The following is a 26651-nucleotide window of genomic DNA, read 5'->3' as shown; positions in this document are numbered from 1 at the left end:
TACTAGAAAGAACCATAACGCCATTCGGAACATCAGCAAAAGCAGACGTTCCCAAAAAATATATTGGAAAAAGAGCCTACATCGTTATCCTAACCTAAAAACACACTAAAATTATGTCCCAAAGCCCACGCCCCCGCCGGGATTTGAACCCGGATTGCAAGCTGTTTGCAGACAAAAATTAATTACCCCTTTTTCTTTTGGGATACCGTAACACTTTTCTTTTTCGGGAAAAAGAAAAGGGTCCGCCGCAAGCTCGTGTCTTATCCTGGTTGGACCACGGGGGCTTTAAATAAATAGTTTTGTGGAATAATTAGTTTAAATTAATTGTTTTGTGTTTTGTAAATGCTTTCTGCTATGAAATTTATTATTAGGCCGTAAGCTACTGCCAAAAACCAGAATATGGTGTTTCCTATTAGCAGGAATATTGACATCAAGGCGAATGACACTATAAGCCACATGTAGTTCATTATGAGGCCGTACAAGGGCATTTTTTGTTTCATTGATTCAAGTGTTGCCTGAACTTGTTCTTCTCCTATTGTGCTGCCTGAACTCTCCTGTTTTTTTTGCGCTTCTTCTAATACTTGTTGTTTGTATTCTGGTGTGCTCATATAGTTTTGCAGTTGTTCTATTGACAGGGCATATGCTTGGGCGTTAGGGTCTGTTGATGTCTTCAGTTTCTGGAATTGTTCTTGTGCTGTCAATTGCTGTACTGTTTCTTTCTGCATTGCAATCATTGCCGTTGCGGACACTTCAGTCAAAGAATTGTCTTTTCCTGTCACTCCCTTTAATGCATTGTTGATGAGGCTTTGTTCTAGGTCTTTGCTGAAGCTTTCTTTGTCTGGTAGGGTGATCAGTATTGCACTTAAGAATAGGCCTACTGCAGTAAGCAATACTATTTTGTGGCTTGCTTCGCCCAGTATCCTGAAGGCAATGTATTTCTTTAATTCTTCCAGCCTCGTGTAGGTCATTTCAATTGAGAGCGTTATGCCTATCAAATAAAAGAGCCCTGCAATCCATAGTTCTGTTAAATTGCTGAATGCAAGCAATGATACAATCAATCCTATTAGAACTCCAATAAGAGAGGAAATAATTGATATTATTTTGTCTTTTCTTGTCTTGCTGTATACTGCAATTAATGCAATTGTTAACGGGAATAAAAGCAGGAACAAAATAAATGAAGAAGAGGTAATTTTGCTTGTTATTGAGCCAATGCTGGTGAAATTGAATAATTCTTTCAAGGCAATCCCGCTTGCATTAAAAAAATAGGCCCACAGAATTATGCTCAAAGCGATTAAAATTATGAATACGATGTCTTTCCTGTTCAGTTCAATCATTTCTTTTGCCTCCTTATAAAGAATAATACGATAAAGGCAATTAATGGCAGCAAAAATAATTGTGTTTCAGCTAATGGAGGAAGTTTCTTCACTTTCACTACAGTGAATCCTGTTGTCAGGGAATTGTCTCCTGCCTGTTCTAGTGCTTCCCCTGGGCTTGAAGCAACAGCCTTAATGTAGTATGTAGTGTTTTCTTTTAATTGAGGCAAGACAAGATAATTGAAGTCAAATTCTTTTGTTTCATTGAGGGAAATTTGAGCTGAAGAAGTATAAACAGGAATTACTTGAAGCTGGTTTCCTTGGCCGTCTGTTGTAATAATTGAAACTGTCACATCCTCGTTTGAAACATTCAGTTTCTTTACAAGCACTTTAATGCTTATTGTTTCCCTCAGCTTTACTGTAACAGGATTTACTTTCAAGTCAAGCATTTTGAGTATGTTAGGCGAAGAACCATAAAAAGTCAAGGTAACAGTCTTTTGGCCTGAAGAAGACTGGAATGCACTGTCATATACTAGCACTCTTACATTGTATACCCCTGAGCCACTAAAAGTATGGGGCATTGTTATCTTGTTCCCGCCAGAAATATAGGTTACATTGGCATCACCAAAAGTCCAAGTATAAGTGTAAGGCGTTTCTCCGCCGTCAACGTTCACATCAAAAACTATTGTTGCTGGAGGCGTTGCAGAATTTTTGTCAGAGCCAACTGAAACCTTTGTTATTGGATTGCCTGCGCCTGTTACCTCTCCATAATCCCCCAAGCTGGTTGTATAACCATTATAATTTGGTTCAACGCCTACTGGCATCTGCGTAATATAAAATCTGGTTGTATAACCGTTATAATTTGGCTCATTATAGGCGGCTTCTTCGACAAACGCTTCTGTCGTATAACCGTTATAATTTGGCTCAGTGAAAGCGCTCACTAAAGAAATCAATGAAATGAAAATCAGCGAAACCAAGAAAATTTTCTTCATGTTATTATTTTAGGCTTTCACTGCATTTAAATGTTTTGATTTAATTCTCTTAATTCAGCCTATATTGATGTCCTGAACCACAAAGGATTTCACTATCTTGTCTTTCTCGAAATCATATATTACTAATAAGTCAGAGTAAAGGAACAGGTATTGCCCTGCCTTGGCATCACCGTATATTACAGGATATTTTGTTTTTAGCATATTCAAGTCTTTTTCTGTTAACTCTTGTATTGTGGCCTGTTTTCCGTTATAGTTCTTCATTTCTTCGTGTAATAAAAGTTTGTCTATTACAGGCTGGAACTGGCCTGCAATATTATTTATATTCAAGTCAACAGAGTATTTGTTCTTGTCTTCCTTTTCTTTCGCTTGGTTTCCAGCGCTTTTTGGAATAAAATAGTTTTGGGTGGTTATTCCAATAATTAGTCCAGCAACTATAATTAATAGTGCAAAAAATCCAACCCTGTAATAATTATTCGATTTTTCTTTTTTTTCAATTTTCTTCTTCATAAAAGCAAATTGTTTTCAAAGTTGATTGTTTTATTTTTTTGTTTATTAATTATGGGCATGGCGGCAGTGGTGGGGCACCGCACGGAGGATTTTCAACATAATATCCTATTACAATATAATCGTATGTTGTGTTTGCTGTTGCATTAGTTGGTTGATTAATAATAAAACTTGAGCCCGTCTTATTAGTAATGTACCACGCCCCCCCACTAGAAGTACCTTCAGGTATTGCAACAACGGAATATGGACCTATGTCAAAATTGAATCCAAAATTAACAGGAATACTGTTAGTTCCTGCAAGAATAACGGCAGTGCCAAAAATAATTCTCAAGTCATTGTGAGGGACAGATGTTCCCAAGGCAGGGTCAGTAACATAGTGTCCTTGTTCTCGGTAATAATTTATGTTGTCATCCACTATTAGACCGCCTCCCACAACTAAAGTGCTGCTTGAATTACCTATTTTTGTGACTCCACTAAAAGTGCTTGCATTCGAGCCAATGTCTAGTATGTTTAATAATGTAGGCCAGCCTGTTTGGATGCTTGTTGACTGCACTTGCCCTTGGCCTCCCTTAAATTTTTTTCTTGAGGAAAATAAATTTGTAGTGCCATCTTTTATGAGCATTAAATAGTAGTCTTGGTTGTAATTCAAATTCAACGAGGTTGAAGCACCTAACATTACATCAAATTTTCCTGAAGAAATTGCTCCGGTAAATGATTCACTATAAACGAGGTTGCCTGCAGAGTCATTGGCATCCCAAACTTCAACTGTGAGGCTCCCTGAAGCAGGCGCTCCTCCGGCTGTTTTCACTGTCCCGTGCAATGAGAGTAGGGTTGCCTGTGCTGCGCTTGCTGTGGCTGCTAAAAGCAATGCAAAGCCCATTATGAAAAGGATTTTTTTCATTTTTGATTCCTGTTAATTAATATGGAGTTTTGGTTTAAATACTTTTGTTTTTTTTGAGGCCTTAATCTGTTATTCCACAAGCTTGATTATTTCCTTGTCTTTTGCTATGAAAGAGTTTTCTGCCTGTGATACCAAGACATTTTTTTCTTCTCTGAGGATGGGATGCAGTGAAAGGCATTCCCTTTGCAGGAGCTCCCTTAACGCAATCTTTGTTTTGATTGAGCCGAATTCTTTCACAAGCCATCTTTCAGCGAAAGGCAAGGTCTTGTACTCCTCAAGCACTTTATCCAGAATTTTTCTTGCTTCAAGATTCCTTAAAGGCCTTACTTCATTGAATTCAAATATTTGGGTTTGGGGGGCCTCCTTTACAAATCCTAATCCATTGCAGGCAAAAGGCTCTATTGCGTAGGCTTTGCCTTCCTCTATTTCCCTTTCATCTTTTTTGCCTATGTTTGGAATTGAAGGGCTGTAATGCGCTCTGTACTCGCTTAGTCCATGCCCGCTCAGGTTCTGTATTGGATTAAAGTCGTAAGAGTGGATTGTTTCTTCAATTGTTTTTCCTATTCCTCCGATTTTCGCTCCAACTTTTATTTCCTCAAAGGCTTTCTCTAATGCCTTTTCTGCTGCTTCAACCAATTTTTCGTTCTTTCCTGAAAAATCAAGGGTAAAAGCATAGTCTGCAATAAATCCTTCAACATGCACTCCAATGTCCACTTTCAGTAAATCTTTTTCTTCTATTGTTGTCTCCTCATCGAATGCAGGGGTGTAATGCGCTGCACTGTTGTTCAATGAAAGGTTCACTGGAAAAGCAGGCTTTCCTTCTAATTCAATTATTTCTTTCTCTATTTTTTCAGCAATTTCGAGCAGTTTCATTCCAGGGCTTATCATGCCTCGCGCTTTCTGGTGCACTTTTCCCAAAATTTTTCCTGCTTTGATGTAATGTTTGTATTCCTCTTCTTCCATATTTTCTCCCCCTATTTTTATTGATTTTAATTGAATGTTTCGAGCGTTGCCTGTTTGCCTCCGTGAATGAGGTCTTCCTTGCTGTAGCCTAGTTCCTGTATTATTTTTATTACTGCTGGAATGACTTGGTGCTCAATGTAGTAGTCAGCATCATAGTTTCCTTCTTTAACGAACTCCTCTAATTCTGCTTTGTCTGAAATGCTTGTGCCTGTCTTTGTTACAATGAATCCTATAATGCTTCCTATGCCTACATCCTTTCCTTTCTTGAATGCTTTCTTTGCTGCTGCAACATGAGGGCCAATTGCTTCATAATGGGAGAAGGATTTCTTTATTTGCGTGTAAATCACCAAATCCTTTTTCAGGGTTTTGCCTTCCTTTAATTGCTTTATTACTTCCTTTACTGTCTCAATTGCTTTTTCAGGCTTTCCTTCTTTCAGCACTAATTCAATTACTTTTTTTTGCGTGTTTTTTGCTATTGGAGCCCAGTCCCTTCTCACATACTCAAAGCCAACTATCTTCAGGTTCCCTTCATAGTCTATTAATGCATATCTTTTTTTTGCTGCAGCTGTTCCCTCCTTTTTTGTAACAAAAATTCCTCTCTTGTAAAATCCATCAATTTCTATCTCCATTACCCCAGGAAGCTCTGAATTGATTTTTTTCACAAACTTCTCTACATCCTCTTTTGTTTTTCCTTCAGGTATAATCAAAAAATTTGAGTCTGTGTCCATATACAGGATCTTGAATTCCTCTTTTTCTGCTTTGCTGCCTATCTCCCTTACATAATGCCTGCTCCATGCTGTTACAGACTGGGCGCTTTCAAAGGAATACCATCTGCTTCTCGGGTAGCCCAAGTATCCATAAAAAGAATTCAATAGGATTTTTAGCGCGTACTGCCTTGCATAATAGGTGCTGTATCTTGAATCCTTTTTGCTTAATTTCTTCATTTCTTCTTTTATCTTGATTCTCTTATTCAATAATTCTTCTTGGACGCTTGGAAGAAAGCCTTTATTTTTCTCGCAGAAGTAGTGCCCTGAAGGGCTAAGATTTTTTTTGCTTTTATAACAGCAGCTGCAGTCTAGTGTTTCAGGGCTTACATTGTGTGAAATCATGATGCTTGGGTGTAATGACCTGAAGTCTAATACTACAATGTTTTCGTGCAGGCCTGGTTCTGGTGACTTTACATAGCCTCCCTTGAATGTCTGTGCAGCCCTTTTTTTTGTTAATTCTTCTTTTGGCCTGTTTGGGATGAGCTTATTTTCGTGGAAGCTTTTGTCTATCAATAAGTCTTCTACCATTCCGCTTGCTGAAATCCTGCCTGCCTCATATAATGTTTCTTTTGTGAGTTTTGCTATTTCAATATATAAAGGCATGTATTGTAAGGCAATTTTTTGTGTTGATACCGCATCGCTTTTATTGTATTCAGCCAATTCACCCAAATTCTTTCCCATATCCCATATTTCCACTATTTCTCTTGCTGTGAGTTTTTCTTTTGGTTCACCGAAGAGGGCTTCAATTACTGATTCTAAATCGTACTTCACAAGGCTTATTATTCCAAATTTTGTTATTGTTCTGATTACCTGGTAGGCGTCAAAGTGCTGTATCCCTTTTGTTTTTGCTGCATGATATTGCCCGTGGCTTCTCAGCAATGGCTCAGAGCCGTCTGTTCCAATAGCAAATCTTGTGCCTAAAACTTTTGCCCTTTCTTTCAGGTAAGGAAGGTCAAAGGAGTCGCCATTATAGGTTATGAGAACATCATAATTTTTTTCTTTTATTTCTTTCACTATTCCTTCTACTAATTCTTTTTCTGTTTCTTTTACTTCAACGCCTTCTTTCTTTAATTCTTTTCTTGTGCTTATAAGAATTGTTTTATGCGGGGTTGAGAGTGCTGCAATTAGCACAGGGTCTGTTTTTGGGCTGCTGAATTTTGTCGTTGAATAAGTTTCAATGTCTAATGTCACTGAATTCAATTCAATGCTTTCTTCCTCTTTTTTCTTTATTGATTCAATTATTTTTTTTCCTTCTTCTTCTATATAGTCTATTTCCAGGCCGTTCAAGGGCTCAAGGTTGTGGTCTATCAGGAAGCGTTTAGTGAAAATGATGTCATATTCCCTTTTTTCTTTAACGCCATCAATTGTAGGGAGCTCTGTTCTTGCTGTGCTCAGGTCTCTTGTGCTGTCAAAGAATAATTGCAGCACTTTTTCTTCATTTTCTTTTTTTACTTCTCTTATTTCCCTTATTTTTGCTTTGTGTTCCCCGAATTCCCTTTCAAGGAGGGCTTCCTTTAATTTCTCTTTGTCGCCTGAGTAAATTACATAGCAATACGGCCTGAATTTTTTTTCTGTTAATATTTCAATTCCTTTCTGTGTTTTCAGGAATATTCTTATAGCGCTTTTTTCTTCCACTGTCTGGATTGAATCTAAGTCCAGCAGTATTCCCTGAACTGTTTTTCTCGCTTTTCCTTCGTTTTCTTCTTTTTTTTGCTTTTGCTTTTTCATGGAAACCAATATATTTTTAAGGGCAAATAATTATTTTAATTAGGTGGTTGTGTTTTGCCTCACAGGCCGAGACATTATGAACGGGTTCAAACGCAGGAAGAAACTTCACAGGGAATGCCTTCTGCCCCTGGAGTGAGTTATGCCCTCCCTGATATTGCAAGGGATGTAAGGGCATTGAATTCTTCTATTCTTCTTTTATCCCAGAAAATGAATTATTTGGTGAGGAACGAGAAAATTTTAGGCAGGAATCTAATTATTCTGAACAAAAAAATAAAGGAGTTGGAGCAGAGGATTTCTTTTAGTGTTTCTGGAGCCTCAGCTTTGATTTCCGGCGAGCCTTCTGCTTCTCCTGCGGTTTCTGGCTCTGAGCTGGCTGAATTGGAGGAAAGAGTGAATTCCCTTTCTTCTTCTGTTTCAGAACTGAAGGACCAAATGGAGAAAATGAAGGGCTCTTTTGCAAGGGCAGATGAACTGAAGGAATTAAAGTATGTGATTGATGCAATCAATCCATTGGAGTTCGCTACCTTGCAGCAGGTTAAGGATTTGGTTGCAGGAAAAAGTGTTTCCCCTGAAAAACCTAAAAAGTACAAAAAGAAAAAGAAATAATTTTCAATTATTTTTCTTCGCAGGTGCTCAGCCCAGGCCTTAACTTCAGCCTGTACTGCTTGCTGTTTGCTATTTTCACTCCAACGTCATCCCTGCTTAAAATGAATATTTCTGCTTCCGACTGGTCTATTACCTCTTTCATTAAGTCTATGGGCCTGTCAGCGCTTATTGCATAGCATACTCCTTCGTCCTTAAACTTCTCTAGTAATTCAATTATCTCGTTTGAAAGAATATTAGGGCTTTTTATTGGAAGCATTTTTTTCATTTCAGGCATTAAGACCATTGCATTGACCCTGCTCTTAGGGTTTCCTTCATACTGCCCCAATACCCCCTTAATTAAATTATGGACTAAAATTAATGAGGCCCTCTCGTCAAATTTATCCAAGTGGATTATTCCAGCTCGGCCTATTGCCTTAATCCAGTTCTTTGCTATTTCCTCAATGCTGTTTGCCCCGCCAAAGAGCCCTGGATACCTTACATCAATTAATTTGAGTATTCTCATTGACCTGTACTTTGCTGTTACCTTTGATTCATCCACACTCAAATTTTTTGCTATTTCAATTAACTCATTCATTGAGTCAACCTTGTTTTCCTTTAAAAGGTTTCCTATGAATTTTGTTTCCTCTCCCTCCATTAAGCCGAATAATTCCAAAAGGCCTTTGGGGTTAACCAGATTCAAGTCAACCTTTAATTCCTCTTTCTTGAAGTCTCTAACAGGAAAACCTATTGGCTCAAAGTTTACCTTGAATTCCTGCAGTTCCTTCAGTTTGCTTGAAGGCTTGTTCAATCCAGAAAAGCTGTTGTCCCAGTCAAATATTACTACAGCAACATTGCTTATGAGGCCGCCTTCCGCAATCAAGTGAATTACATGCTTTCTGTCTTCCGGGGTTGAACCAAATACCGTTGTTCTGATGAAAACACTCAAAGGCTCTTTCACTGCAATTCCATCCTTTGTTACGCCTAAAATTATTTCCCCCTTTCCCACCTTCCCTGTTTCTTTCATTTCATACCTTGGCTCTCTTCCTGCGAGGAGTTCAGAGGAAAGCATTGGGGCAAGCAAGGGCAGAGAGAAAAAGGATGTCTTGAATTTTTCTCCTGCTTTGCTTAATTCTTCTAATTGGATGTCGTATGCCCTTGAAATATCTTTAATTAATGCAGAGGAATTCTGGAGCTTGCTGTAAAGCCTGTCCACTTCGCTCAGAAATTGTTCTTCCTCGTACTTCACATATGATGGCCCTGAGCTCAAAAGGAAATATTTCAATGACTCTTTTGCTTCGTGCTTTATTAATACAATTGCTTCTTTCGGGAAGGTTTCAGTAAAGTCTTCTATTTGCCCTTCTACTGCAAAAACCTTGTACAATTCAAGGATTGTTCCCTCAATCTTTCCTTTCTTTTTTTCTAGGACGCTCACAAGGATTATGTTGTCCGGGTTTGAATGAATGCTCACCTCAAAGTCCTGAATGCTTCCCTCGAATATTTCCTGCCAGGGGCCATTTCTTGGCTTGAATTTCATGCAATTCACTTTCAATTCATTTAAATTTTTCATGAAAAATTTAAATATTTTAAGCTTAGCTTAAAATCATTTTATTTCAGGCTGAAGCTTTTAAATCTTAATCCTTATATAATATAAGGAATTCTTATAAATACTTTTTCATTGGCGTGAATGCAATGGTTAATTCCGAGGTAATAATCCAGACAATAAAAAAAATGCTTGATTCAGGCATTGATGTCTCTGTTGTCAGGTCTGCCCTGAAGGATTTGGGCTTGAATGAAGGCGAAATAGATTCTTATTTCGCCCAAGTGAAAGGCGGAAGCAAAGGCCGTCAGGAAGAAGAAACAGGATTAGATGAAGAGGAAAAAGACTCAATAGCCCGTAAGGCCTCAGAGAGAATAAAAGAGCACTTGGATGAAAGGAATGAAGAGGAGGACCTGCTTCATGCTTCAACGCACTTGCGCTTGGACGAGCACGCAGAGAAATTAGATGAAATTCACGCAAAAATTTCTTCAATGCAAAAGGAAGGCTTTGACGTTGAAGACTTCCTGCTTAAAATGGATGCATTCGAAAGAGAGTTAAGGGCCCTCAAAGAAGATGTCACAGAAATAAAGGCCCTCACTTCTTCAGTCCAGCAGTTAATGAAGAAGGTGCTTGAAACCCAAAGGGAAATTTTAACGAAAAGGAAATAAGAAATAATTATTTCCTGAACAGTTTTCCCAAAGCATCAAAGAAGTTCTTTGAGCCCTGGCTCATTTTTGCTGAAAGGTTTTTTGTGGAATAGTCTTTCTCGAATTCTGGCATGGCGTCAGGGATTTTTGAGGCAACATCTTTTCCCATTTTGATTATAAATTCGCCTTTCGGGGGCTTGGGCTTTGCTGCCTCCATGTCCTTCATCATGTCTTTTGTTGCGGCCTTTGCAACCTTCTTTCCTGTTCTAAAGCCTTCCCCAAGGATTTTTGCAAAAGCAATTATTAGCGCAAGCACAATCAGCATTATGCCCAATAATTCCGAGCCCAAGAATCTGATGCAGATGAATCCTGCTGCCATTAAGGCAAGAAATGCTACAATGAATTTCATTTAAATTCTCCTAAAATTTAAATATGTTTCAAGCTTTGCTTGAAAATTTTCAAAGCTTTGCTTTGAAACTCTTTCAAATTCTTTTTCTGAATTTGAAATCATCTTATTCCTTCCAGTAAGCCTCCATAGCCTCCGCCCATTCCTTCCATTTCAGGGGCATAATATTCCGGCTGCTGGGGCTTTGAGCCAGAGCCCAAGAGGAGAGCGAGAATAATTAATGCCAATAAAATTACTGGAGCCAGTTCTTTTATGTTGTCTTTTGCAAAGTAAAGAAGGCCGAAGGCTGCCAGGATTAATACTGTAGAGCTCAAAGACCTCATTGCAAAAATCAGTATAAGTACTGCCCCAACTGCTATCAGCAGCTGGTTTGCCTGGATTAAAATCATCAGGAAAATTACTGCTAAAAGAAAGGTAAATGAATCCATTTTTTCCACCTATTTTTTGAAGAACTGTATCTTGTCAAAGAGCTCTTTCCCGAATGTTGCGAACAAGAACAGTATTACTCCAATCCATACGAGCTCAGGGTACTGGAAGAATGTAAGGTATACAATTATTGCAGCAAAAATTATTGCCAGCTTTGCAGAACCTAATTGCTCTTTGGCCCACGCGTAAATGAACACTAAAACGAAAAGGCTTACTGCAATCCAGATATTCGCCTCCAAAGACAAAATTATTCCGTTCATCTAATCCCTTCCAATTAAAGCAACACAATAATTTAATGCGTTAACAGAATTTAAATAATTGCCTTATACTTGATTTTTTTGGATTTTATTCAATCAAAATTAACGCAGTAAAAACATAAGCTGAAATAGAAAGGAAAACCTTCCAGTCCATTAACTGCGGTGCAATAAGAATTCCCCCCTCCATAAGATAAACAAGGGAAAAAAACACAATTAAAGAGATTGCAATTGAATTGACAATTTTTTTCAACAAAGACATTTTTTAATCACTGTTATAAAATTAAATTCATTACAATTATTAGGGCCCAAAAATGAAGGATAAAAACTAGGGGGAGTTTTTTTTCTAAAGAAGGGATTGAAGCAGCAAAAATTACCACAAACATTCTTGTGAGTACAAAGGCGGCTAGAAATGCTGCTGAAACCCAAACCCAACCTATTGAATCAGTAAAATATATTTGAGACCATATTGATATAACCAACAAAACAAAATACATTAAAATATTTTTCTCCCAGAAAACAAAAACAGCCAGAATAAAAAGAAAGGCCCAGTGCAGATTAAGGAAAATGAATTGGATAATCCACACTAAATCAAATGAAAGTAGGTGCCCTAAAAACTGCAAAAACATTAAGGAATTATGTAGAAAATAATATATAAATTTATGTATAACTTAAAGCTTTTCTCAGCGCCTGAAGAGTGAAAGCCCCCAGATTATGACGCCACCTGCCCCAAGCATTACTATGATTGAGAGAACCCATATGCCTGCAGTGAATTCAGGGTATTTTATGACCAGAATATATCCCATTACCCCTGTAACTATTAATGTTAAGACCCCTGAACCCATATAGCTTCTCACAAGCATGTAAATTGAAAGAAAGAGTATTACCTGAATTATTATTTTGGCTATGGGCGAAACCATCATTGCTATTGCTGGCAGTATTGCCACAACAAGGAATAAAAGAAGCCCGAATATGAGCAAATTGCCTTTCTCATTCATTTTTTTTTCACTTTCCGTGCCAAAAAAAATTTTTTAGCGCCCTATCCTGCCTCTTGTCATCTTGTAGGCCATGCCTCTTGCAGCATGCTTTGCTGTCTCCATTGCTTCCTGCCTTATATGGGCTGCCTCTCTTGCCCTGTTATCTTCTGGTGTTATCTCTGCTCCGCCTCCATGCATTCCTCCAACAAATATGAAGTCAATTATTATACCGCTTATGCCTGCCATCAAAAGCATATAAAGAAGATACACTCCCCCGAAAAGCCACCATAATTCACCGAAAACGAAAATAAACACCCCTGCAATCAGTATGATTCCCAATGGGCCTGTTCCCACATGCTCCATTACAAACCTTCCAACAGTTATTAATACTAAAACTTTCAGCACTAAATTCATGTCACTCAAGAATTCTGTTATTGTGTTGAAGCTGAATAATACAAACAAAATCAATTCAATCATAATGCAATTAAAATTAGTCCCTTCCCCTATAAATATTTTATGGCTTAGGAATCAAGAACCGCCAATGCAGCTGAATTCTCCTTGCGCGTTAGGGGAAAGCCCTTGCTCTAAATCCCATATGCTTTTTCCGTCGCTTCCCTTTGCTTCATACAATGACTTTTCATCCCACCATAAATCTACATCCAAGCCATTGTCTGCAATGCACGCCTTGCCTTCTTTAACTAACTGCAGTGCCCTTGCAATCGAATTAATCTTTGATGTCTCGCTGTTAGATGAAAGCCCTGGCACACCATTCAATGAAACCTGTATTCCCTTGCTTTGAAGAGTGTAAAACTTCATCTGGTCCAATGGGGATGTAGAGCTCAAAATATAATTTTCTCCGGGCGGAGTGAAAAAGAGGGAAGTATACCATGTGCTTCCAACTTTTGTTACAGTGTCCCATTGCACTTTATAATTCTTCAGGCTTACCCCGATTCTTGTGTCCTCCTGTCCTGCGCGGGAATCAGGCTTGCTTAAGACATATAATGGGGTTCCATCCAAGTCAAGGCATTTCTGGTTTCTTGCTCCAGCCCATAATCCTAGTGTGTCCTCTGCTTCTGCTGCATTCTCCTGGTATAATAATTTATAGAATGCCTTCAGCTGTGAAGTCTGTTTTGCTGTTGCCTTGAATAGGACAGGGGTTGCAATTGAGGGGCTGAAGGTTAATTGCATTGAATTGCCGCTTAAACTGTTTATGCTTAAAAGATTTCCCCTCTGGCTTAAATCCGAATTCAATTGCTGTATTGAATTATTCTTTTGTATGTCCAATGACATTAAAGCATTTGAGCCCTCTGAAGAATGCGTGTGGATTTGCGTTATAGGCTCATTCACTATGTCAATCAAGTTGTTACTGTAAGCTGTTCCATAGCCTTGCCTATCGTAATTGTCTCCCTTTAATCCAATTTCTCCGTCAAAGGGCAGGTAATAGAAAGCAGATTTTGGTTCTTCGTCTTTTATTTTGTGCAGTGCAATATTTATTGCTCCATTAGGGTTTCCTTGGCTGTCAAAGAACTTCCACCCGTCATTAAAGCTTATTTCTATGTCCACCTGATGCAGGCCAGGCTCATTCAATTCTTTTAAGTCGCTTGAATCCTCTATTGTATAACTGAAAAGATTTGGGTCAGGGAAATATGCCCCTAAATTATCAGATGTGTCATTATAGTACCAAGAGGGAGTGTCAGCGAAATTGGTTTTAGTAAAATATTCATGGAAGTCTTTCTGGAAGTCTTCGCTGAACCCATCTTTGATCAAATAAGCATTGAAGTGGGTCATCTTCTTTAGGTCTTCCAGGTTCTTTATGTCTTCAGTCCAATTTATTGTCTCCTGTGTAACGCTCTCCCCAAGTAAACCATTCTTGTTAAGCCAGATATCAGGAATAAAGTAGCCTCCCTTCTTTACAGTGCTGCCTCCTCCAAACCAGCACCCTGCTTCTTCCACTTTCTCTGACTGCCTTATCTTGAATTTAATTTCTGCTGCTGAAGGATTCATTGGGGCATTTGACTGCAACTGCACTTTTGCAGTGTAATTCTCGTCGCTTACAGGAAGGTTCTCGAAATTGCAGTTCGCTCCATCTACTCCTTCAACCTCTTCACCTTCGTATACAGTTCCTGCTGAGAGAATGCCGTTAATTTCTTTCTTGCATTGCTGGCTGAAATTTATTGAAGGATTGGCAATTGAAATTATTGCGTTCACGTCCTGTATTGCTCCTGTGTTATTCTGCACTTCCACTATTGCGTTTGTGGTTGGAATTCCATTAGACATTGTTGCTGCGCTCACACTGAAATCACTTAATCCAATGCTTCCGCTGGGAACTTCCCCGCTTAATTCTTCTCCTCCAGTAATTTCAGAGTAGTATTTCTGCTGGTTTGCAATAATGTTTGCCTGGTTTTTGGGGCAGCTGAAGGATTCATTGTTTGCTTTAAGCCATTCCCTTACCTTTTCTATTCTTTCAAGCAACTCTATACTAAATTGCGCTGAATCGCAGTAAATGTAATTTTGGTTGTCCTGGTCGCATGAATTGTATTTTATTTCTCCAAATTTCCATCCAATACCTTTCGCCAGACCAATTCTTGGAACTGCATTTGAGCCATTCCTTCCCTCCCTTAAAGTCGAAGAGCAGGCCTCTCTCCCCAAGTCAATCTTAGGCAGTTCTTCTCTCACTGGATTGGATAATTCAATCCTCATTTTTCCTGCCCTGATTTGGGTGCCTGTTCCATATAGAGTAGAATTTGGAATCAAATTGAATTGCACGTAAACAGGCTTTCCTTTTTCGATTTCTTTCTTTAATTGCGCATCATCTAAAGTGAACTGCACTGGAATCCTTCCTTTTTCGTCCCACATTTCAGGCTTCTGCCTGCACGCAATCCATGTCTCTTGAGTCCACCACACCTTGCGGAATGCTTTTCCATGGCATGTAAGGGTAAAGGTCACAGCGTCATTTGTGTTGTTGATGCTGTAATCTATTGGTGCATCGCACCTTTTTCCGTGGTGTGTCTGGTCTATTACAGGGCTTTCAATTAATTCATATCCTGTGAGGCATGAAATAGTCCATTCAAATTTCATTTCTCCCGTCAGGTGCGAGCTCAGGCTGTAATATGCCCCGGCTTTATAGTAGTATCTGTCTCCGCTTAAATCATAGGGGTTTACTGCGAGGTCCATTGCTTTGGTATTTATTCTTACGTCTTGTTTTGCCTCGTTTTCAGGCACAAAAACCATTTTATTATTATACTGGTTGCAGCCGTTATACCACGGCACAAAAAATCCTTCCAAATTAAATTTTGTTCCGCCCCCCAAAGATTTTGCTATTCCATCATAAATGTCATTGCCCCAAGCTTCAATAACTGCAGTAACCACTGCAACTGCAGCTGCAATTATTGCTGCAACGACAACTGGAGCAACAAATTTTGCTGTACTAAATTCTGCAGTATTTTTTCTCTTTTTTTTGTCCTTTAATATTTCTTCCAAAAAAAGAGTGCTGTTTGTTGTCTTACCTGTTCCCTCATACTTTTGCTTGTATGCATTTAATGCCTGAGAGCAAATGCCGGGGTTTGGGTTAGGGTAATTTATTCCCCAGCGTTTCAGGAATTTTAGTTTTTCTTCCCAGCTTAAGTCAAGCACTGGGTTGTGGTCAGAGAAAACCCCAAAGCTTCCAGGCCCTACAATATTGCTTTTGAGAACTGTGTTTGCCTTGAAATTGTTCAGTGTGAGGAATGGGTCTTCAAAGTAGTATTTTCCTTTCAGGTTCACTTTCACCCTGCTTATCTCTGTATAGAATAAGCCTGAGTCCCCTGATTTTTTTGCTTCAAACTTTATTCCGTATGCCCCTAAAGGAGTGCTTGCCTCTCTTTTTATTGTTAATGCCTTGCTTGAATTAGGGTCAATTGAGAGTTCTGGTTCACTGGGATAATAGCCTGAGAATTTTATTCTCTCCGAGCCTGTGCCGCAGCCGTCGTCATCCTTGCACAATCTTAAATTTATTGTGTCAGAGCAATTGTTTTTTACTGTAAGGTTTTTGCTCATTTCTCTGTCCTCGAATTCTATTTCCTCCGGGTCAAAGGAAATGCATTGCTTTAAATTCAATACCTTTATGTCTGCCTTCATTTCTTTTGTTATTTTTTCTGTTCCGTTTTCTGTTAAGGCTTCTGCTTCAAATATTATTGTTGCTTTTTCCTGCAGTTCTTTCACTGAATTAAAGAACGGGGTAAAGCTTATTGTTCCGTTTAATACCCCGTAAGTGGCTTCGTCCCTGAGTTCTTCCGCAACATTATTCCATTTATTGTTCTTTAATTCGCTTGACCATGAAATAAGGTTTGAGTTCAGGCTCATGCTGAACACCCCTGCAAGGTTTGACCCTGAATCCAGTTTCAATTGCACTCTCAGGTTCTTTAATGGTATTGGAGTATTGTTTTGCCCTGAAACGCATTCATTGGACAGCGAGAATGGCGCTTCCTCTTTTATTCCTGGCGCAGCATAAGTGTTCCAGTTCACTAAATCTAATGAAAGGCAGTCCCTTTCCTCTAGCCCAGGGCCAGGGCTCACTTTTATTGCTATGGGCACAGCGAAAGTCCAGTAGGCATCCATGTCCTCGCTGTACACTTCAATCAGCAGGTTTCCTTTAAGGGTTTCTGCTTTTGTTACAGCGCCTTCGTTTATTACTGCCTTGAATTGTATTTCCTTGTCTTTTAATGGTTCAATTGCATTTAAGGGGGCATTCCTGAATTGGTCTAAAAAGTTCTGCATTTGAGTATTTCTCAATAAACCTTTGAATTCCCCTGTAAGTTTTACCTGCGTTATTTCTAATGGAATTCCAATCCTGCTTGTAAGTGTGAGGGGCACTGTTATTTCTTTTACGTCTATGGAGTCAAGCTCTGTTTCAATCTTTTTTGGCTCAATGCCCAAGACATTTTCATCTACTATTATTGTCTGGACTGCTGGCTCGAAGCCGTATTTTCTTGCTTCAATTATTATTTTTGTTTTAGGGGAAGAAGAAGGTATAGTGAAAAAAGCTTTGCCTAGGTTGTCCGTAAGCCTTTGCTTTATTGTCTGCTTTTCTCCTGAACCTAACTGCTTTTTTGCAGTAACAATTGCGCCTTTTTGTTCTGTGCCTTCCTCGTCTGTAATAGTTGCAGTTACTGGCGTAACAACAAAAGAGTGGATTTCTTCAGGTTCAACTGAAAGCCTTAATTGGTTTGATGATTTTATTTTAAGGCCCAATGTTTCCTGGAAGACATATTCCTTGCTCACTGTGTCCAGCAATCTTACCTTTATTTGTGTTGCCCCTAAATCTTTTGTAGAAAAGTTTGCTTTAACTTTCACTGCCTTGAATTTCCTGAATTCCCCTACGCTAACTCCCTGAATGCTGTTTTTGCCTTGCGCGTTGCCTTTTATTTCCTGGTCTCCTTGAACATCATATTCTGAGAATTCAATTAATTCATCGCTTTCTATTTGCAATTCAGCGTTCTGGTACACCTTGTCTGTAAGGTTTGTTAAAGTGAAAGAATAGGTGAAAGAGCCGTTCACCATTAAATTGAACGGCTTCAATTCATAAATGTCGTTTTTAATATTCAGGATTTTCTGCTCTGAAATGCAGATGTCATTGTAGCATTTTGGTGTTCCCCCAATATAGAATTCTGGGTCGTGGGTTTTGGCGTAAAGGGCTAATTTTGCTGCTGAGTCCTCTGGCTCCCTGAAAGTCTTGTTTGAAGTAGAATACCATGCATTGTAGTGCACTCCGGCAAGGTCGCCATCCCTTGCAATTGAAGCATTCTTTATTCTAATCCTTACTAAAGCGTCATAGATGCCGCTTGAAGCATTGTCCCAGGTGGCTGTAAACCATTTGGCATTGTCATTGGTGAGAGCCTTCTGGTCTTTCGCCCATTCGTCCTTGTTCCATGAGCCCCCTTTGAATATTACTGCCCCTGAAACTGACGCTCCTTTAATGTAGATATTGTCGTTCTCAACCAATACTTCATTCCCTGTCATGAAGAACAATCCTGCCTTTTTTATTAATTCGTTTTTGGGCAGGATTACTGTAAGCACAGCATTGTATTCCTGCTCTTGCTCTAAAGTGTTTGCTTGCAATTCATTTCCTTTTGAGTCAAACATTCTCAATTCGATTACAGGCTTTTCTCCAATCCACGGCTTTCTCAATTCAATCTTCAATTCAATCTTTTTGTCTTTCACTAATTCCAATGGAACAGTCTGCCTTTTCGCGTATCCTTCCTTTTTTGCAATAAAATACACAGTCCTGTCAGCCTTAAGTTTTGCTGAAGTTTTGCCTTCAGGGTTTACTGGAATTTCTGTCATTAAAGAGGAGTCGAATGAATCCCTTATCTCAATTGAGCCTCCTGCCCCTGTAAGGGCAGTTCCTTCCTCGTCCACCAAATAAAAACTTATTTCAGTAAAGCCAAAGTCTATTGTTACAGTGAAATAATTTTCTTCCCCTACGTCAATTTCTTTTGTTTCGCTTTTGCCTTCTGCCCTTCCTTTCTGTGCAATAACATAATATTGTCCTGCCGCAATTCCTGTGTAGTCAGCGTTTCCGTCAGAATTTGAAAGCAATGGTTCATACGGGGCAAGGCCTTTTGTCTCTGCGTCCATCAGCATTACCCTTGCGTTCTCTACAACTTTTCCGTCTTTGTCTAATACCTGTATATGGACTTTCCCGCTGTTCTCTGGCGTTGCAGCTTCCAGGTACAAACTTACGTCCTGCGTTTCTCCCTTAATGCTTTTTCTTGCTGGCAGGAATCCTTCAGCCCTTGCTTCAATTAATGCCGGCTCATTGCCTCCAGCAGAAAAAGAGAATGAAACAGGACTGCCATTGCTTCCTGTTGTTTTTGATGCAATTATTTTTCCCAGTGCATCCTTCAAATTTATTGTTGCGTTTGCAATCTTGTTGCTTGAATTCTTTTCAAATGCTGTTGCTGTAATAGTGTATGTTTTCCTTTGCAGTTCAACTGCCTCTTTTGTTTCTTTGCCTGCGCTTACAGTTATTCCTTCAACCCTTTTTGTCTCGTAGATTCCGTTTGCGTCGTCCTGCAGTGTTACAGAATAAGTGCCTGCGTCCAATTCCTCAAATGTGACAGTGCCGTTTGCTGTCTGGTCTTCGCCTTCAAATGAATCATATTCATCTCTCAGAGTTACAGTTACTCCATTAATTTTTTTTCCTTCCTCGTTTGTTGCTATAACAGTTATTTTTCCTTTGTCCTGCAGTTGTGATGCTATTTCCTCCATCTCAAATGTTTCAACTGATTCAATCAATGTTTTTGTGTTGTCCTCGAATCCTCCAATTTTTGCTGTGGCAGTGAGTAAATCGCACTCATTCGGCTTTGTTACTTCAATCTCCCCGTCTTTTTCTGGATCATTTACAGTGCTTTGGGGCAGTGAAAAGCCGTTTGCGCAGGAAAGCCTTACAGTAATTGCTTTTCCTGTAATTTTCTGTCCGTTGTAAGAGAATATTAGAGTGAATGCCTGGGGAGACAGCTCTTTTTTCTGCAGTTGCACTGTGAAAGCGAATTCTTTTCCTTTCACTTCAATTGTTTTTTGGTATGATTCATAATTTTCATTCTCCACTTTAATTGTAATGCTTGAGTTTAATGGCACTTCAAGCGCAATCCTGCCTTCTTCCCCTGTATTTTTGCTTAAGGTTTCGCCTTTCACTGTAAGAATTACATCCAAATTCTTTGCTTTGCCTTCGCTGTCAATGAAATTCACTGTTACGTTTGAATTCCCTGGCACCAGAACTGGAATTAAGACAAACCCTATTAATGCAAGGACTATGACAATGAACAGGATAAAGGACGGAAAGACCTTGTCTATTGGGTCAATTATCTTGTATATTGGAAAGAACTTCTCTATTCCGTCAAGCACATTATAGTATTTGTCTTCTATTGAATAATACAGTTCTTTCAATCCCATTAGAACACATTTCCTACAATTAAATTTTAATTAATAGAATGTATTAACCTTTATTTAAATTTTATTACTTTGAAGAGAATTAGTTTTATTTAATGCAGCTTTCCTCGGTATTTAATGCCTTGTAAGTTCCTGAGCCTTCCAGCTGCTGTAATGCTATCTTGGGGTTCCAGAAGAATGATGCCTGCGAGCTTCCCGAGGTTTCAACGCAGACCTTGCTTTCCTTCATTAATTCTAATATTTTATTTATTGAGTCAATGCTCTGCTTGCTTGAAATCATTACTCCATTTAAGCTTACCTTGCTGCCTGCGCTTTTCGGGGTATAGAATTTGGTTGTAGTGCTTCCAGAGCTTGCCACCATATTCAATACTGAATCCTGCCCCTTTGGAGTAAAGAACACTGTCTCCAAGTATAATTTCCCTTGCCTTACAGGGTCAGGCCACACCAAGCCATAAGAGTATGCCTTCTTGTCTCCCGGGATTATTGCGTTTGCTTCTGCTTCGCTGCTTAAAGCGCTCAAGTCAGGCGTTTCAGAATAATTGAATACGCTCCTTCCAAGGAAGTCCTTGCAATTCGCTCCAATACCACTCCATTTTGTCAGGAAGGTCCCAATATTTCTTTGCACTTCTGTTCCCATTTCAAGGCTGTAAAAGGAATAAACATTTGCTGAGCCCTTGTCTTCTGTTTCCATTAATACTGGAGTCATGTCTGACGGAATGTAATATAGAGAGGTTTCGTCTGTTGTTCTTTCAAGCTTGAGCAGTATGCCCCTGTCGTCAACGTTCATTGTCTTGAAGTCGTCTTTCACCCAGGTCTTCAGGTTGTGCACTGTGTTTGCATTTGCAATATTGATTGTATTTATTTGGCCTTCTCCTTTTATGGGGTCATTAATATTTATTGCTCCGCCCTCTATGTTCTCGTAGTTTGTTCCATAGCCTACTCTTCCGTTTTCTGTTGTCAGTCCTATTTGCCCGTCAAATGGAATGTAATAGAACGGGCTGTCAGGCTCAGCTGACTTAGTCTTGCTCATGTTGACTGTTATTACAGCATTTGTTTTGTCTTCTTTAATTAATTTCCATGAATTGTCATTGAATTCAATTGAGATTGTTATCCTGTAAATTCCCGGGCCATTAATCGGGCTGTTTGGGGCGCCAAAGTAATCGAACTTGAATGCCTCAGGGTCAGAGAAGTATTTGTCTAATCCTCCCCCACTGTAAAAGGAGGGAGTCTCAAAGAATGCTACATTTTTTGCATAGTAATCAAAGTCTTTCTGGAAGTCTGCGCTGTAGCCGTCTTTTATCAAGTAAGCATTGAAGTTCAGCACTTCTGCCAGCCTCTGCTTTTTTGTTTTGTCCAATTCCTTTCCGTTCGCCTGTTCAGTGTAATTAATGAAGTCATTCAGCCTTACTGTAGTGTATGGAGCGCAATCGCTTGTTCCCGGGGCACAGCTCAAGTTCAATGATTCAATGATTCCTTTAATTTCGTGTATTCTTTCAAGGAGTTCAATGCTGAACTGTGTTGCATCGCAATAATTTTCTGTTTCACTGCAAGGATATTTTCCCTGCCCTGCTGTTTTCATGAAAGAATTCCATCTCCACAGGAGCTGTATTTTTGGAGCATTCTCTGCTCCTGTTTTTCCTGTCATGTTGCCTATGACGCAGTTATCCAGGCCCTTGTAAATGCTGATTTGTTCGTTTGGATTGAATGAATTGAATTGCACGTGGAATTTGCTGTCTGTTGTTGTAGAGCGGCCTTCATCAACTTCCAATAAATTTGCTGCTCCAGTCATTACATCCATGTTCTTGTAATAATACCTGAATTTATCCAAATTCGAGGTAGTGTACTCTGTGTCGTAAGCATAATTCTTTTTTGTTACCTTCAGCATGTCGTACAGCGGGCTTAAAGCGTCAGGCTGCACAAATCCTGTCTTGTTCACAAACCTTGCTTCGTATACTTCTCTTTGTTCTGTGCTGCCTTCCTTGAATTCATAGTATTTGTCTGCCAGCGCAATTTTGCTTGGGTCAATTGAAATTCTTGTTTCAGGAATGTCTTTCACTGTGTCTCCCGCAAGCTGTCCTTTCTCCAAGAAAAGCCTGTAATCCATTACCTCAGTATTTCTCTCAGGTATTACAAGCTCCAAGGGCTCTTCCGAGAAATACTTATACAAAGTGTCTCCAACGAAAAATATTGCAGTATTAATTAAGTTTCCCCCTGAAAAAAAGTCTTTAATCGAAGAAAGAATGCTCATGCCTGTTGCAGGAGTTTTTGTTACAGTTGTCTGGGGCTGGTAGGCCATTGTAATTTTCCCTGTTGCTTTTAATCCAAAGAAGTCTAATATTTTAGTTACAAACCCGAATTGAGAGCCAGCTTTTTGTAAAAATCCTTGGGCTGCAAAGAACATTAGGCTGTCCACGAAAGAGTCTTTCATGGAGTTCCAGAGTTTTGCGTCCCAGCTTAACTTGATTTTTGCCGGGTAAGAGGATTTAATGCAGTCATTGTATATCCTAAAAGTGTCGTATCCATCAAATTGGTCTGCTGGGTCGTCATATACATTGAATTCGTAGTTGCTTAGCTTAATGCAGGCGTTTGCTGGTTCAAGCACTCTGACGTAAATATTCTTTAAAGGCCTTTTTGAGACTAAACTGCTTCCCTGGAATGATACAAGGATATTGTACTGGCCTGGCAGTTCTCCCGTCCCGTCAACCTTTATTTCCTCTGAGCCTGTTGCTTTCAGATCGAATTCTTTTTTGCTCAGCCTTAAGTCTGATTTTAAGGTGAAGTGGACATCTGAACCACAGTTTAATGTTTCTATTTTTAGTGAGTCAAACTTGCTTTCCGGCGGTATTTCCAATTCGTCTTCGCTGAACTTAATGCAGTCAGCAAGGTTGAGCACTGAAATTTGCGTTGAAGTGCTGTCTTCCAGTATCTGGTCTTTTCCGTCCAATGGATTGAATGCCCTCACTGAAATTTCTGCTTGGGCTATTCCGTTTGCTCCGCCGTTAGGGGTAAAGGTGAGGGTGCCGCTTATTGTGCCTTCATCCATTCTGTCCAATAATCTCCTGTAGTAAGCGCTTCTTAAGTCTACAGTATTGCTTCCTATTGTTATTGTGTATGTTCCAATATGATTGCTTTTCCATTCTACTCGTGCTTCAAGGTTGTTTAAGCTTATGGGCTTTCCGTTTATTGTGCACGAGTTTTCAATATTGAATTGTATTGTTTTAGGGCTTCCTTCGCTGAAGTCAGTCCATTCTTTTGTTGTCAGGCTCAGGCACGCAGGATTGTCTGCTTCCCCTCCAATTCCAATGCTTATCTTTAACGGCAATTTAAATACCCAATTAGACCCAGAATTGCTTGCTGTTACCTCCAAGTTTCCTGACAGGTCTTCTCTTTGAGGCCATTCCATTCCTGCCTTGCTCAAAATTGACTTCAACTTGAATTCTTTTTCTTCTCCTGAATCAAGTGAAGTTCCCTCGTAATTTACTTTTAAGTATGAGTTCATTGCCTGAGTGTCAAGCAGGCCTTTCAGGTCTCCTGTTACTGTGAGAGAGCTTACTGTTAAGCTTAAGTCTTCTAATAAATTCTTTATTGTGAAATTGCTTTGGGTTGAAGGCATTTTTTTGGTGTTCAATGCAATTCCTAATCTTTTCGGATTGAATTCAATTACGTTTCCGTCTGTTATGAGCTCTTGCTCTAGTGTCTTGTATTCTTCTTTTTCTATTACTGCCTTTAATTTGCTTTGCGGTGCCTGCCCTGGAATTGTTACTATTGCTTCTCCTATCCTGTTCGTGAAGGCTACATTGCTTATGATGTCTCCAAACCTGTCTTTTATTTTAACTGAAGCATTCTCTACTTCAATTCCTTCTGCCTTGTCCTTTACTGTGAAGGTGATGTCTTTGCTTATCCCTGAAGGAATCAGTTTAGGCTTCCATTCTACTTCAAATTCTTTTGGGGCTTCAACTTCAATTGAAATGTTTTTAGTGAATTTTATTTCTTTCCTTGAAATTATTGTAATGTCAATGCTTCCTGTTGCAGGCTTTACTGTCTCGAATTCTATTGTTGCTGTAACGTGGGTTGCAGGCTTGAATTCGCCTAAATTAATTTTTTCTATTTTGAAGTCATTCAGGAAACTGCTTACAGGGCTGTTTTCTGCGTTCCTTATCGTATAGTGAGTGAATTTTATTGCTTCATTGCTGTTTTCAAGCGAGATAAAGGCTTCAGGGTAATGGATGAATTCCTTGCTGTTGTTCATTATGTCGAACTTCAATTCGTATTTCCTGAAAATTTTTGCAGTATAAGATTCAATTACGTTCTTTGCCAGTCCTTCCTTCAGGTCTTCAATTGATGCAGTAAAGCAGAACTGGTCGTCGCACAAGGTATTGCTTCCCACAGTGTAAATTCTTTCTTTTACTGCAGCATACAATTCGTTTCCTGCTTGTAGGGTATTGTCAACTGGGTCCCTTTCATGTCTTCCGCCTTCTTTTGCCCAGGCCCTGTAACTGAAGGTCAGCTGCTGCCCTATGAAGGCATTTTCTTTCACAGTGAATTCCACTTCAATTTGATGGTCTCCAGTTTCAGGCTTCACCCACACAATATTGGCCCATTTGGCGTCAGAGGAGGTCATGCTCTTCAAGTCCTCTTTCACATTGTTTCCAGTGTATCTGGTGAACTTCTTTATTACTGCTTCAGAGTCATACACTTCCTTTATGTAAAGGAGGTCGTTCTCCATGAAAATGTCTTCCCCCAGCCTGAAGTGAATTCCTGCCTCAGAATAATTCTTGTTTTTTGGAATCCTTATCATTAATTTGGCCTTGTATGTTTCATTTGCTGAGAGCGCGGGAGTGTCTGTCTCGCTTAATGCTTCTACTTCTGCATCCTTTCTTGTCACTCCAATCCATTCAATTTTTATGTCCCCGCTTATCAGTTCAGGATTCATTTTAACTTGTATTTCCTGTATTGTTTTAGGCTGCAGCTGGAACACAATGCTGTGGTATGATGCCATTCCTTCTTTTCTCACCTTGAAGTAAACGCTCTTGTCTGCCCTTGCACTGAAAGTAATTATTCCATTAACGTCTTCAATAGGTTTTGTTGCAATTGTTTTTCCGTCAAAGGCGTCAATGAATTCCACTGTAGCGAACTGCATTGGCTCTCCTTGGTTGTCCCTTACAATCAATTTAATGCTTCCGTCAGGGATAACCATTGTTACTATTGGCTCAATGGATTCAGCAAGCCTTTTATCGAAATTGAATAAGTCGCTCCAGCCTGAAATTGTGCCTTTGAATGCAAAAGCATAATAGTTGCCGTTCAGGACGCGCGTGAATTCAGCCATTCCGTTCAAGTCTGTTATTGATTCATCGTTTCCTGCAAGAGACTTTTCTTCGTCGTACAATGCCACTCTTGCGTTCCTGACAGGCTTTCCGTCCTGGTCTATTACCTTTACTTTAAGGGTTGCAGCATTATCTCCAGTAAACTTCTCTAATTCAGCAGTATAATTGCCTCCTGCCTTAAGGCCGTTCAATTTTTTGATTAAATAATCCTCTTGGTCCACGAAAGCATAGTATTCCGCTTCATTATTGCTTACATTGAATTTCACTGTATAATTGCTGTCAATTGATGTACTCAATTCCTTTATTTCGTCCTTTCCTTTGAATAAGGTTACCTTTGCGTCTTTCACTCCTTTTCTTGTGTCTTCATCTATGACGCGGATTGTTATGAATATGCCTGTTTCTGAAATTTTCTGCAAATCAATTCTTGCAGTGTCTTCTCCTGTAAAGTAAACGCTCTGCCATTGTTCCTTGTAGATATCTGCTTCATCGTAGACTTTAATGTAATAGCTTTTTCCTGTGTACAAATCAAAGGATTTCTGGCCGCCGTAAGTATAGCCTTCGTCTATTGGGCCTAATTCCCTGTCCTCGTATATTCCAACCCAGATGTCGTCTACTGGGCTTCCCTCAAAATAGGTTTCCACTGTAAGCAAGGCTTTCTGGTCGCCTAATCTTGTAAGGTAAATATTGTTTGTTTCTTGGTCCAGGAAAACAGAGTTTTCTGTTTTATAGCCTACGCCTGTTATTGTAGCGCTCAATCCATCGCAGTCAGAAGGCTCTGTCACTTCAGTTCTGCCATTGCTTGTGTCAAGGCTGTCAGGGGAAATAGCTGAATCATTATTGCAGCTGAAGGAAATGTGAAACAATGTTCCAGTAATTAATTCGCTTGTGTTGTCTTTGTCGTACAATCTTATCTTCCTTGTCGTGCCTTCAAGGAATGCCTGTTTCGGCGAAAGGGTGAGCGTTAATGTCTTGTTTTCTTCGACTTTAATTGAATCGCTTAATTTTTCGTAGGAGCTTTCATCTATCTCGTATGAAACAATTGTGTCTGCTTTCACTGTCAAGGGCATTGTTTTTCCTGTCATGTCTGTTGTAAGGCTTTCGGTTTTTGAATCATGTGTTGCGCTAATGCTTATTGCGTTCAGGCTGCTTCTGCTCTGGTCTGTTACATGGAATGTTAATTGCACGTCTTTTCCTGGCAGTCCTCCTAATGCCAAGTAAATCCCTGAGCCTATGAGAAGCAGGATAATTATAATGAACAGAATGAATGAGGGGAAGACCTTGTCTATTGGCTCAATTATCTTGTGTATTGGGATGACCCGGTCAATCCTGTCCATTAAATCATAGTATTTGTCTTCGAGCGCGTAATAAAAGTCTGTTACTCCCATTTTCTTTCACCGT

The 26651-nt window shown here is 39.5% G+C and carries 19 protein-coding genes and 1 tRNA gene; 3 read left to right on the top strand and 17 right to left on the bottom strand.

Translation table 11 applies throughout. The features are described 5' to 3' along the window. Positions 1–14 precede the first annotated feature (14 nt). Positions 15–98 carry a DUF2080 family transposase-associated protein gene (locus tag AB1467_06070; protein ID MEW6295824.1) on the top strand — a complete coding sequence of 28 codons (84 nt, stop codon included), beginning with the start codon at positions 15–17 and terminating at the stop codon, positions 96–98. Between the two features lie 30 nt (positions 99–128). Here AB1467_06070 and AB1467_06065 read toward each other — a convergent pair. From AB1467_06065 to AB1467_06035, 7 genes are all read right to left on the bottom strand, one after another. Continuing rightward, positions 129–284 (bottom strand) — tRNA-Arg (locus tag AB1467_06065). A gap of 36 nt (positions 285–320) precedes the next feature. After that, positions 321–1334 carry a hypothetical protein gene (locus AB1467_06060; protein ID MEW6295823.1) on the bottom strand — a complete coding sequence of 338 codons (1014 nt, stop codon included), beginning with the start codon at positions 1332–1334 and terminating at the stop codon, positions 321–323. Further along, positions 1331–2305 (bottom strand): PKD domain-containing protein, encoded by a 975-nt coding sequence (locus AB1467_06055; protein MEW6295822.1) that lies wholly within the window; start codon positions 2303–2305, stop codon positions 1331–1333. Before AB1467_06055 ends, AB1467_06060 begins: the two co-directional genes overlap by 4 nt. Before the next feature lie 54 nt (positions 2306–2359). Next, positions 2360–2812 (bottom strand): hypothetical protein, encoded by a 453-nt coding sequence (locus AB1467_06050; GenBank protein MEW6295821.1) that lies wholly within the window; start codon positions 2810–2812, stop codon positions 2360–2362. A gap of 49 nt (positions 2813–2861) precedes the next feature. Further along, complete coding sequence (locus AB1467_06045) at positions 2862–3710, bottom strand: hypothetical protein (protein MEW6295820.1); 849 nt, start codon at positions 3708–3710, stop codon at positions 2862–2864. 69 nt (positions 3711–3779) lie between these two features. Next, positions 3780–4673 carry a type II methionyl aminopeptidase gene (gene map / locus AB1467_06040; GenBank protein ID MEW6295819.1) on the bottom strand — a complete coding sequence of 298 codons (894 nt, stop codon included), beginning with the start codon at positions 4671–4673 and terminating at the stop codon, positions 3780–3782. A gap of 26 nt (positions 4674–4699) precedes the next feature. Continuing rightward, complete coding sequence (locus AB1467_06035) at positions 4700–7168, bottom strand: DNA-directed DNA polymerase (protein ID MEW6295818.1); 2469 nt, start codon at positions 7166–7168, stop codon at positions 4700–4702. Between the two features lie 54 nt (positions 7169–7222). Here AB1467_06035 and AB1467_06030 point away from each other — a divergent pair, with 54 nt between their 5' ends. Next, positions 7223–7774 (top strand): hypothetical protein, encoded by a 552-nt coding sequence (locus tag AB1467_06030; GenBank protein MEW6295817.1) that lies wholly within the window; start codon positions 7223–7225, stop codon positions 7772–7774. Between the two features lie 7 nt (positions 7775–7781). On the opposite strand, the gene AB1467_06025 is transcribed toward AB1467_06030, so the two are convergent. Further along, positions 7782–9320: a hypothetical protein gene (locus tag AB1467_06025; GenBank protein MEW6295816.1), complete on the bottom strand. Its 1539-nt coding sequence runs from the start codon at positions 9318–9320 to the stop codon at positions 7782–7784. 113 nt (positions 9321–9433) lie between these two features. Between AB1467_06025 and AB1467_06020 the strand changes: the two genes are divergently transcribed. After that, positions 9434–9958 (top strand): hypothetical protein, encoded by a 525-nt coding sequence (locus AB1467_06020; protein MEW6295815.1) that lies wholly within the window; start codon positions 9434–9436, stop codon positions 9956–9958. 7 nt (positions 9959–9965) lie between these two features. Here AB1467_06020 and AB1467_06015 read toward each other — a convergent pair whose 3' ends face one another. From AB1467_06015 to AB1467_05975, 9 genes are all read right to left on the bottom strand, one after another. Beyond that, positions 9966–10346 carry a hypothetical protein gene (locus AB1467_06015; protein ID MEW6295814.1) on the bottom strand — a complete coding sequence of 127 codons (381 nt, stop codon included), beginning with the start codon at positions 10344–10346 and terminating at the stop codon, positions 9966–9968. 98 nt (positions 10347–10444) lie between these two features. Next, positions 10445–10771: a hypothetical protein gene (locus tag AB1467_06010; GenBank protein MEW6295813.1), complete on the bottom strand. Its 327-nt coding sequence runs from the start codon at positions 10769–10771 to the stop codon at positions 10445–10447. A gap of 9 nt (positions 10772–10780) precedes the next feature. Further along, a complete protein-coding gene (locus tag AB1467_06005) occupies positions 10781–11029 on the bottom strand; it encodes a hypothetical protein (protein MEW6295812.1) in 249 nt (82 codons plus the stop codon). A gap of 85 nt (positions 11030–11114) precedes the next feature. Then, positions 11115–11285: a hypothetical protein gene (locus AB1467_06000; protein MEW6295811.1), complete on the bottom strand. Its 171-nt coding sequence runs from the start codon at positions 11283–11285 to the stop codon at positions 11115–11117. Positions 11286–11298: 13 nt separating this feature from the next. Further along, entirely contained in the window at positions 11299–11505 is a 207-nt protein-coding gene (locus tag AB1467_05995; protein MEW6295810.1) for a hypothetical protein, read from the bottom strand. 201 nt (positions 11506–11706) lie between these two features. After that, positions 11707–12021: a hypothetical protein gene (locus AB1467_05990; GenBank protein ID MEW6295809.1), complete on the bottom strand. Its 315-nt coding sequence runs from the start codon at positions 12019–12021 to the stop codon at positions 11707–11709. A 33-nt stretch (positions 12022–12054) separates the two neighbouring features. After that, positions 12055–12477, bottom strand: coding sequence for a hypothetical protein (locus AB1467_05985; protein ID MEW6295808.1), 423 nt, complete (start codon positions 12475–12477; stop codon positions 12055–12057). A gap of 51 nt (positions 12478–12528) precedes the next feature. Continuing rightward, complete coding sequence (locus AB1467_05980) at positions 12529–19932, bottom strand: carboxypeptidase-like regulatory domain-containing protein (GenBank protein ID MEW6295807.1); 7404 nt, start codon at positions 19930–19932, stop codon at positions 12529–12531. Between the two features lie 85 nt (positions 19933–20017). After that, positions 20018–26638, bottom strand: coding sequence for a hypothetical protein (locus AB1467_05975; protein ID MEW6295806.1), 6621 nt, complete (start codon positions 26636–26638; stop codon positions 20018–20020). Between the last annotated feature and the right edge of the window lie 13 nt (positions 26639–26651).

It is taken from the genome of Candidatus Diapherotrites archaeon (assembly GCA_040755695.1).
Classification (GTDB): Archaea; Iainarchaeota; Iainarchaeia; order Iainarchaeales; family 1-14-0-10-31-34; genus JBFMAK01.
Note: the sequence above shows the minus strand (reverse complement) of the source record. Positions and strands in the feature narration are given on the sequence as shown.

Coding starts and splice junctions, on each gene's coding strand:
- AB1467_06005 (MEW6295812.1), bottom strand. CDS start 11,029: ATGAACGGAATAATTTTGTCTTTGGAGGCGAATATCTGGATTGCAGTA.
- AB1467_06060 (MEW6295823.1), bottom strand. CDS start 1,334: ATGATTGAACTGAACAGGAAAGACATCGTATTCATAATTTTAATCGCT.
- AB1467_05990 (MEW6295809.1), bottom strand. CDS start 12,021: ATGAATGAGAAAGGCAATTTGCTCATATTCGGGCTTCTTTTATTCCTT.
- AB1467_06015 (MEW6295814.1), bottom strand. CDS start 10,346: ATGAAATTCATTGTAGCATTTCTTGCCTTAATGGCAGCAGGATTCATC.
- AB1467_06000 (MEW6295811.1), bottom strand. CDS start 11,285: ATGTCTTTGTTGAAAAAAATTGTCAATTCAATTGCAATCTCTTTAATT.
- AB1467_06055 (MEW6295822.1), bottom strand. CDS start 2,305: ATGAAGAAAATTTTCTTGGTTTCGCTGATTTTCATTTCATTGATTTCT.
- AB1467_05980 (MEW6295807.1), bottom strand. CDS start 19,932: ATGGGATTGAAAGAACTGTATTATTCAATAGAAGACAAATACTATAAT.
- AB1467_05985 (MEW6295808.1), bottom strand. CDS start 12,477: ATGATTGAATTGATTTTGTTTGTATTATTCAGCTTCAACACAATAACA.
- AB1467_06025 (MEW6295816.1), bottom strand. CDS start 9,320: ATGAAAAATTTAAATGAATTGAAAGTGAATTGCATGAAATTCAAGCCA.
- map (MEW6295819.1), bottom strand. CDS start 4,673: ATGGAAGAAGAGGAATACAAACATTACATCAAAGCAGGAAAAATTTTG.
- AB1467_06050 (MEW6295821.1), bottom strand. CDS start 2,812: ATGAAGAAGAAAATTGAAAAAAAAGAAAAATCGAATAATTATTACAGG.
- AB1467_06045 (MEW6295820.1), bottom strand. CDS start 3,710: ATGAAAAAAATCCTTTTCATAATGGGCTTTGCATTGCTTTTAGCAGCC.
- AB1467_05975 (MEW6295806.1), bottom strand. CDS start 26,638: ATGGGAGTAACAGACTTTTATTACGCGCTCGAAGACAAATACTATGAT.
- AB1467_06035 (MEW6295818.1), bottom strand. CDS start 7,168: ATGAAAAAGCAAAAGCAAAAAAAAGAAGAAAACGAAGGAAAAGCGAGA.
- AB1467_06010 (MEW6295813.1), bottom strand. CDS start 10,771: ATGGATTCATTTACCTTTCTTTTAGCAGTAATTTTCCTGATGATTTTA.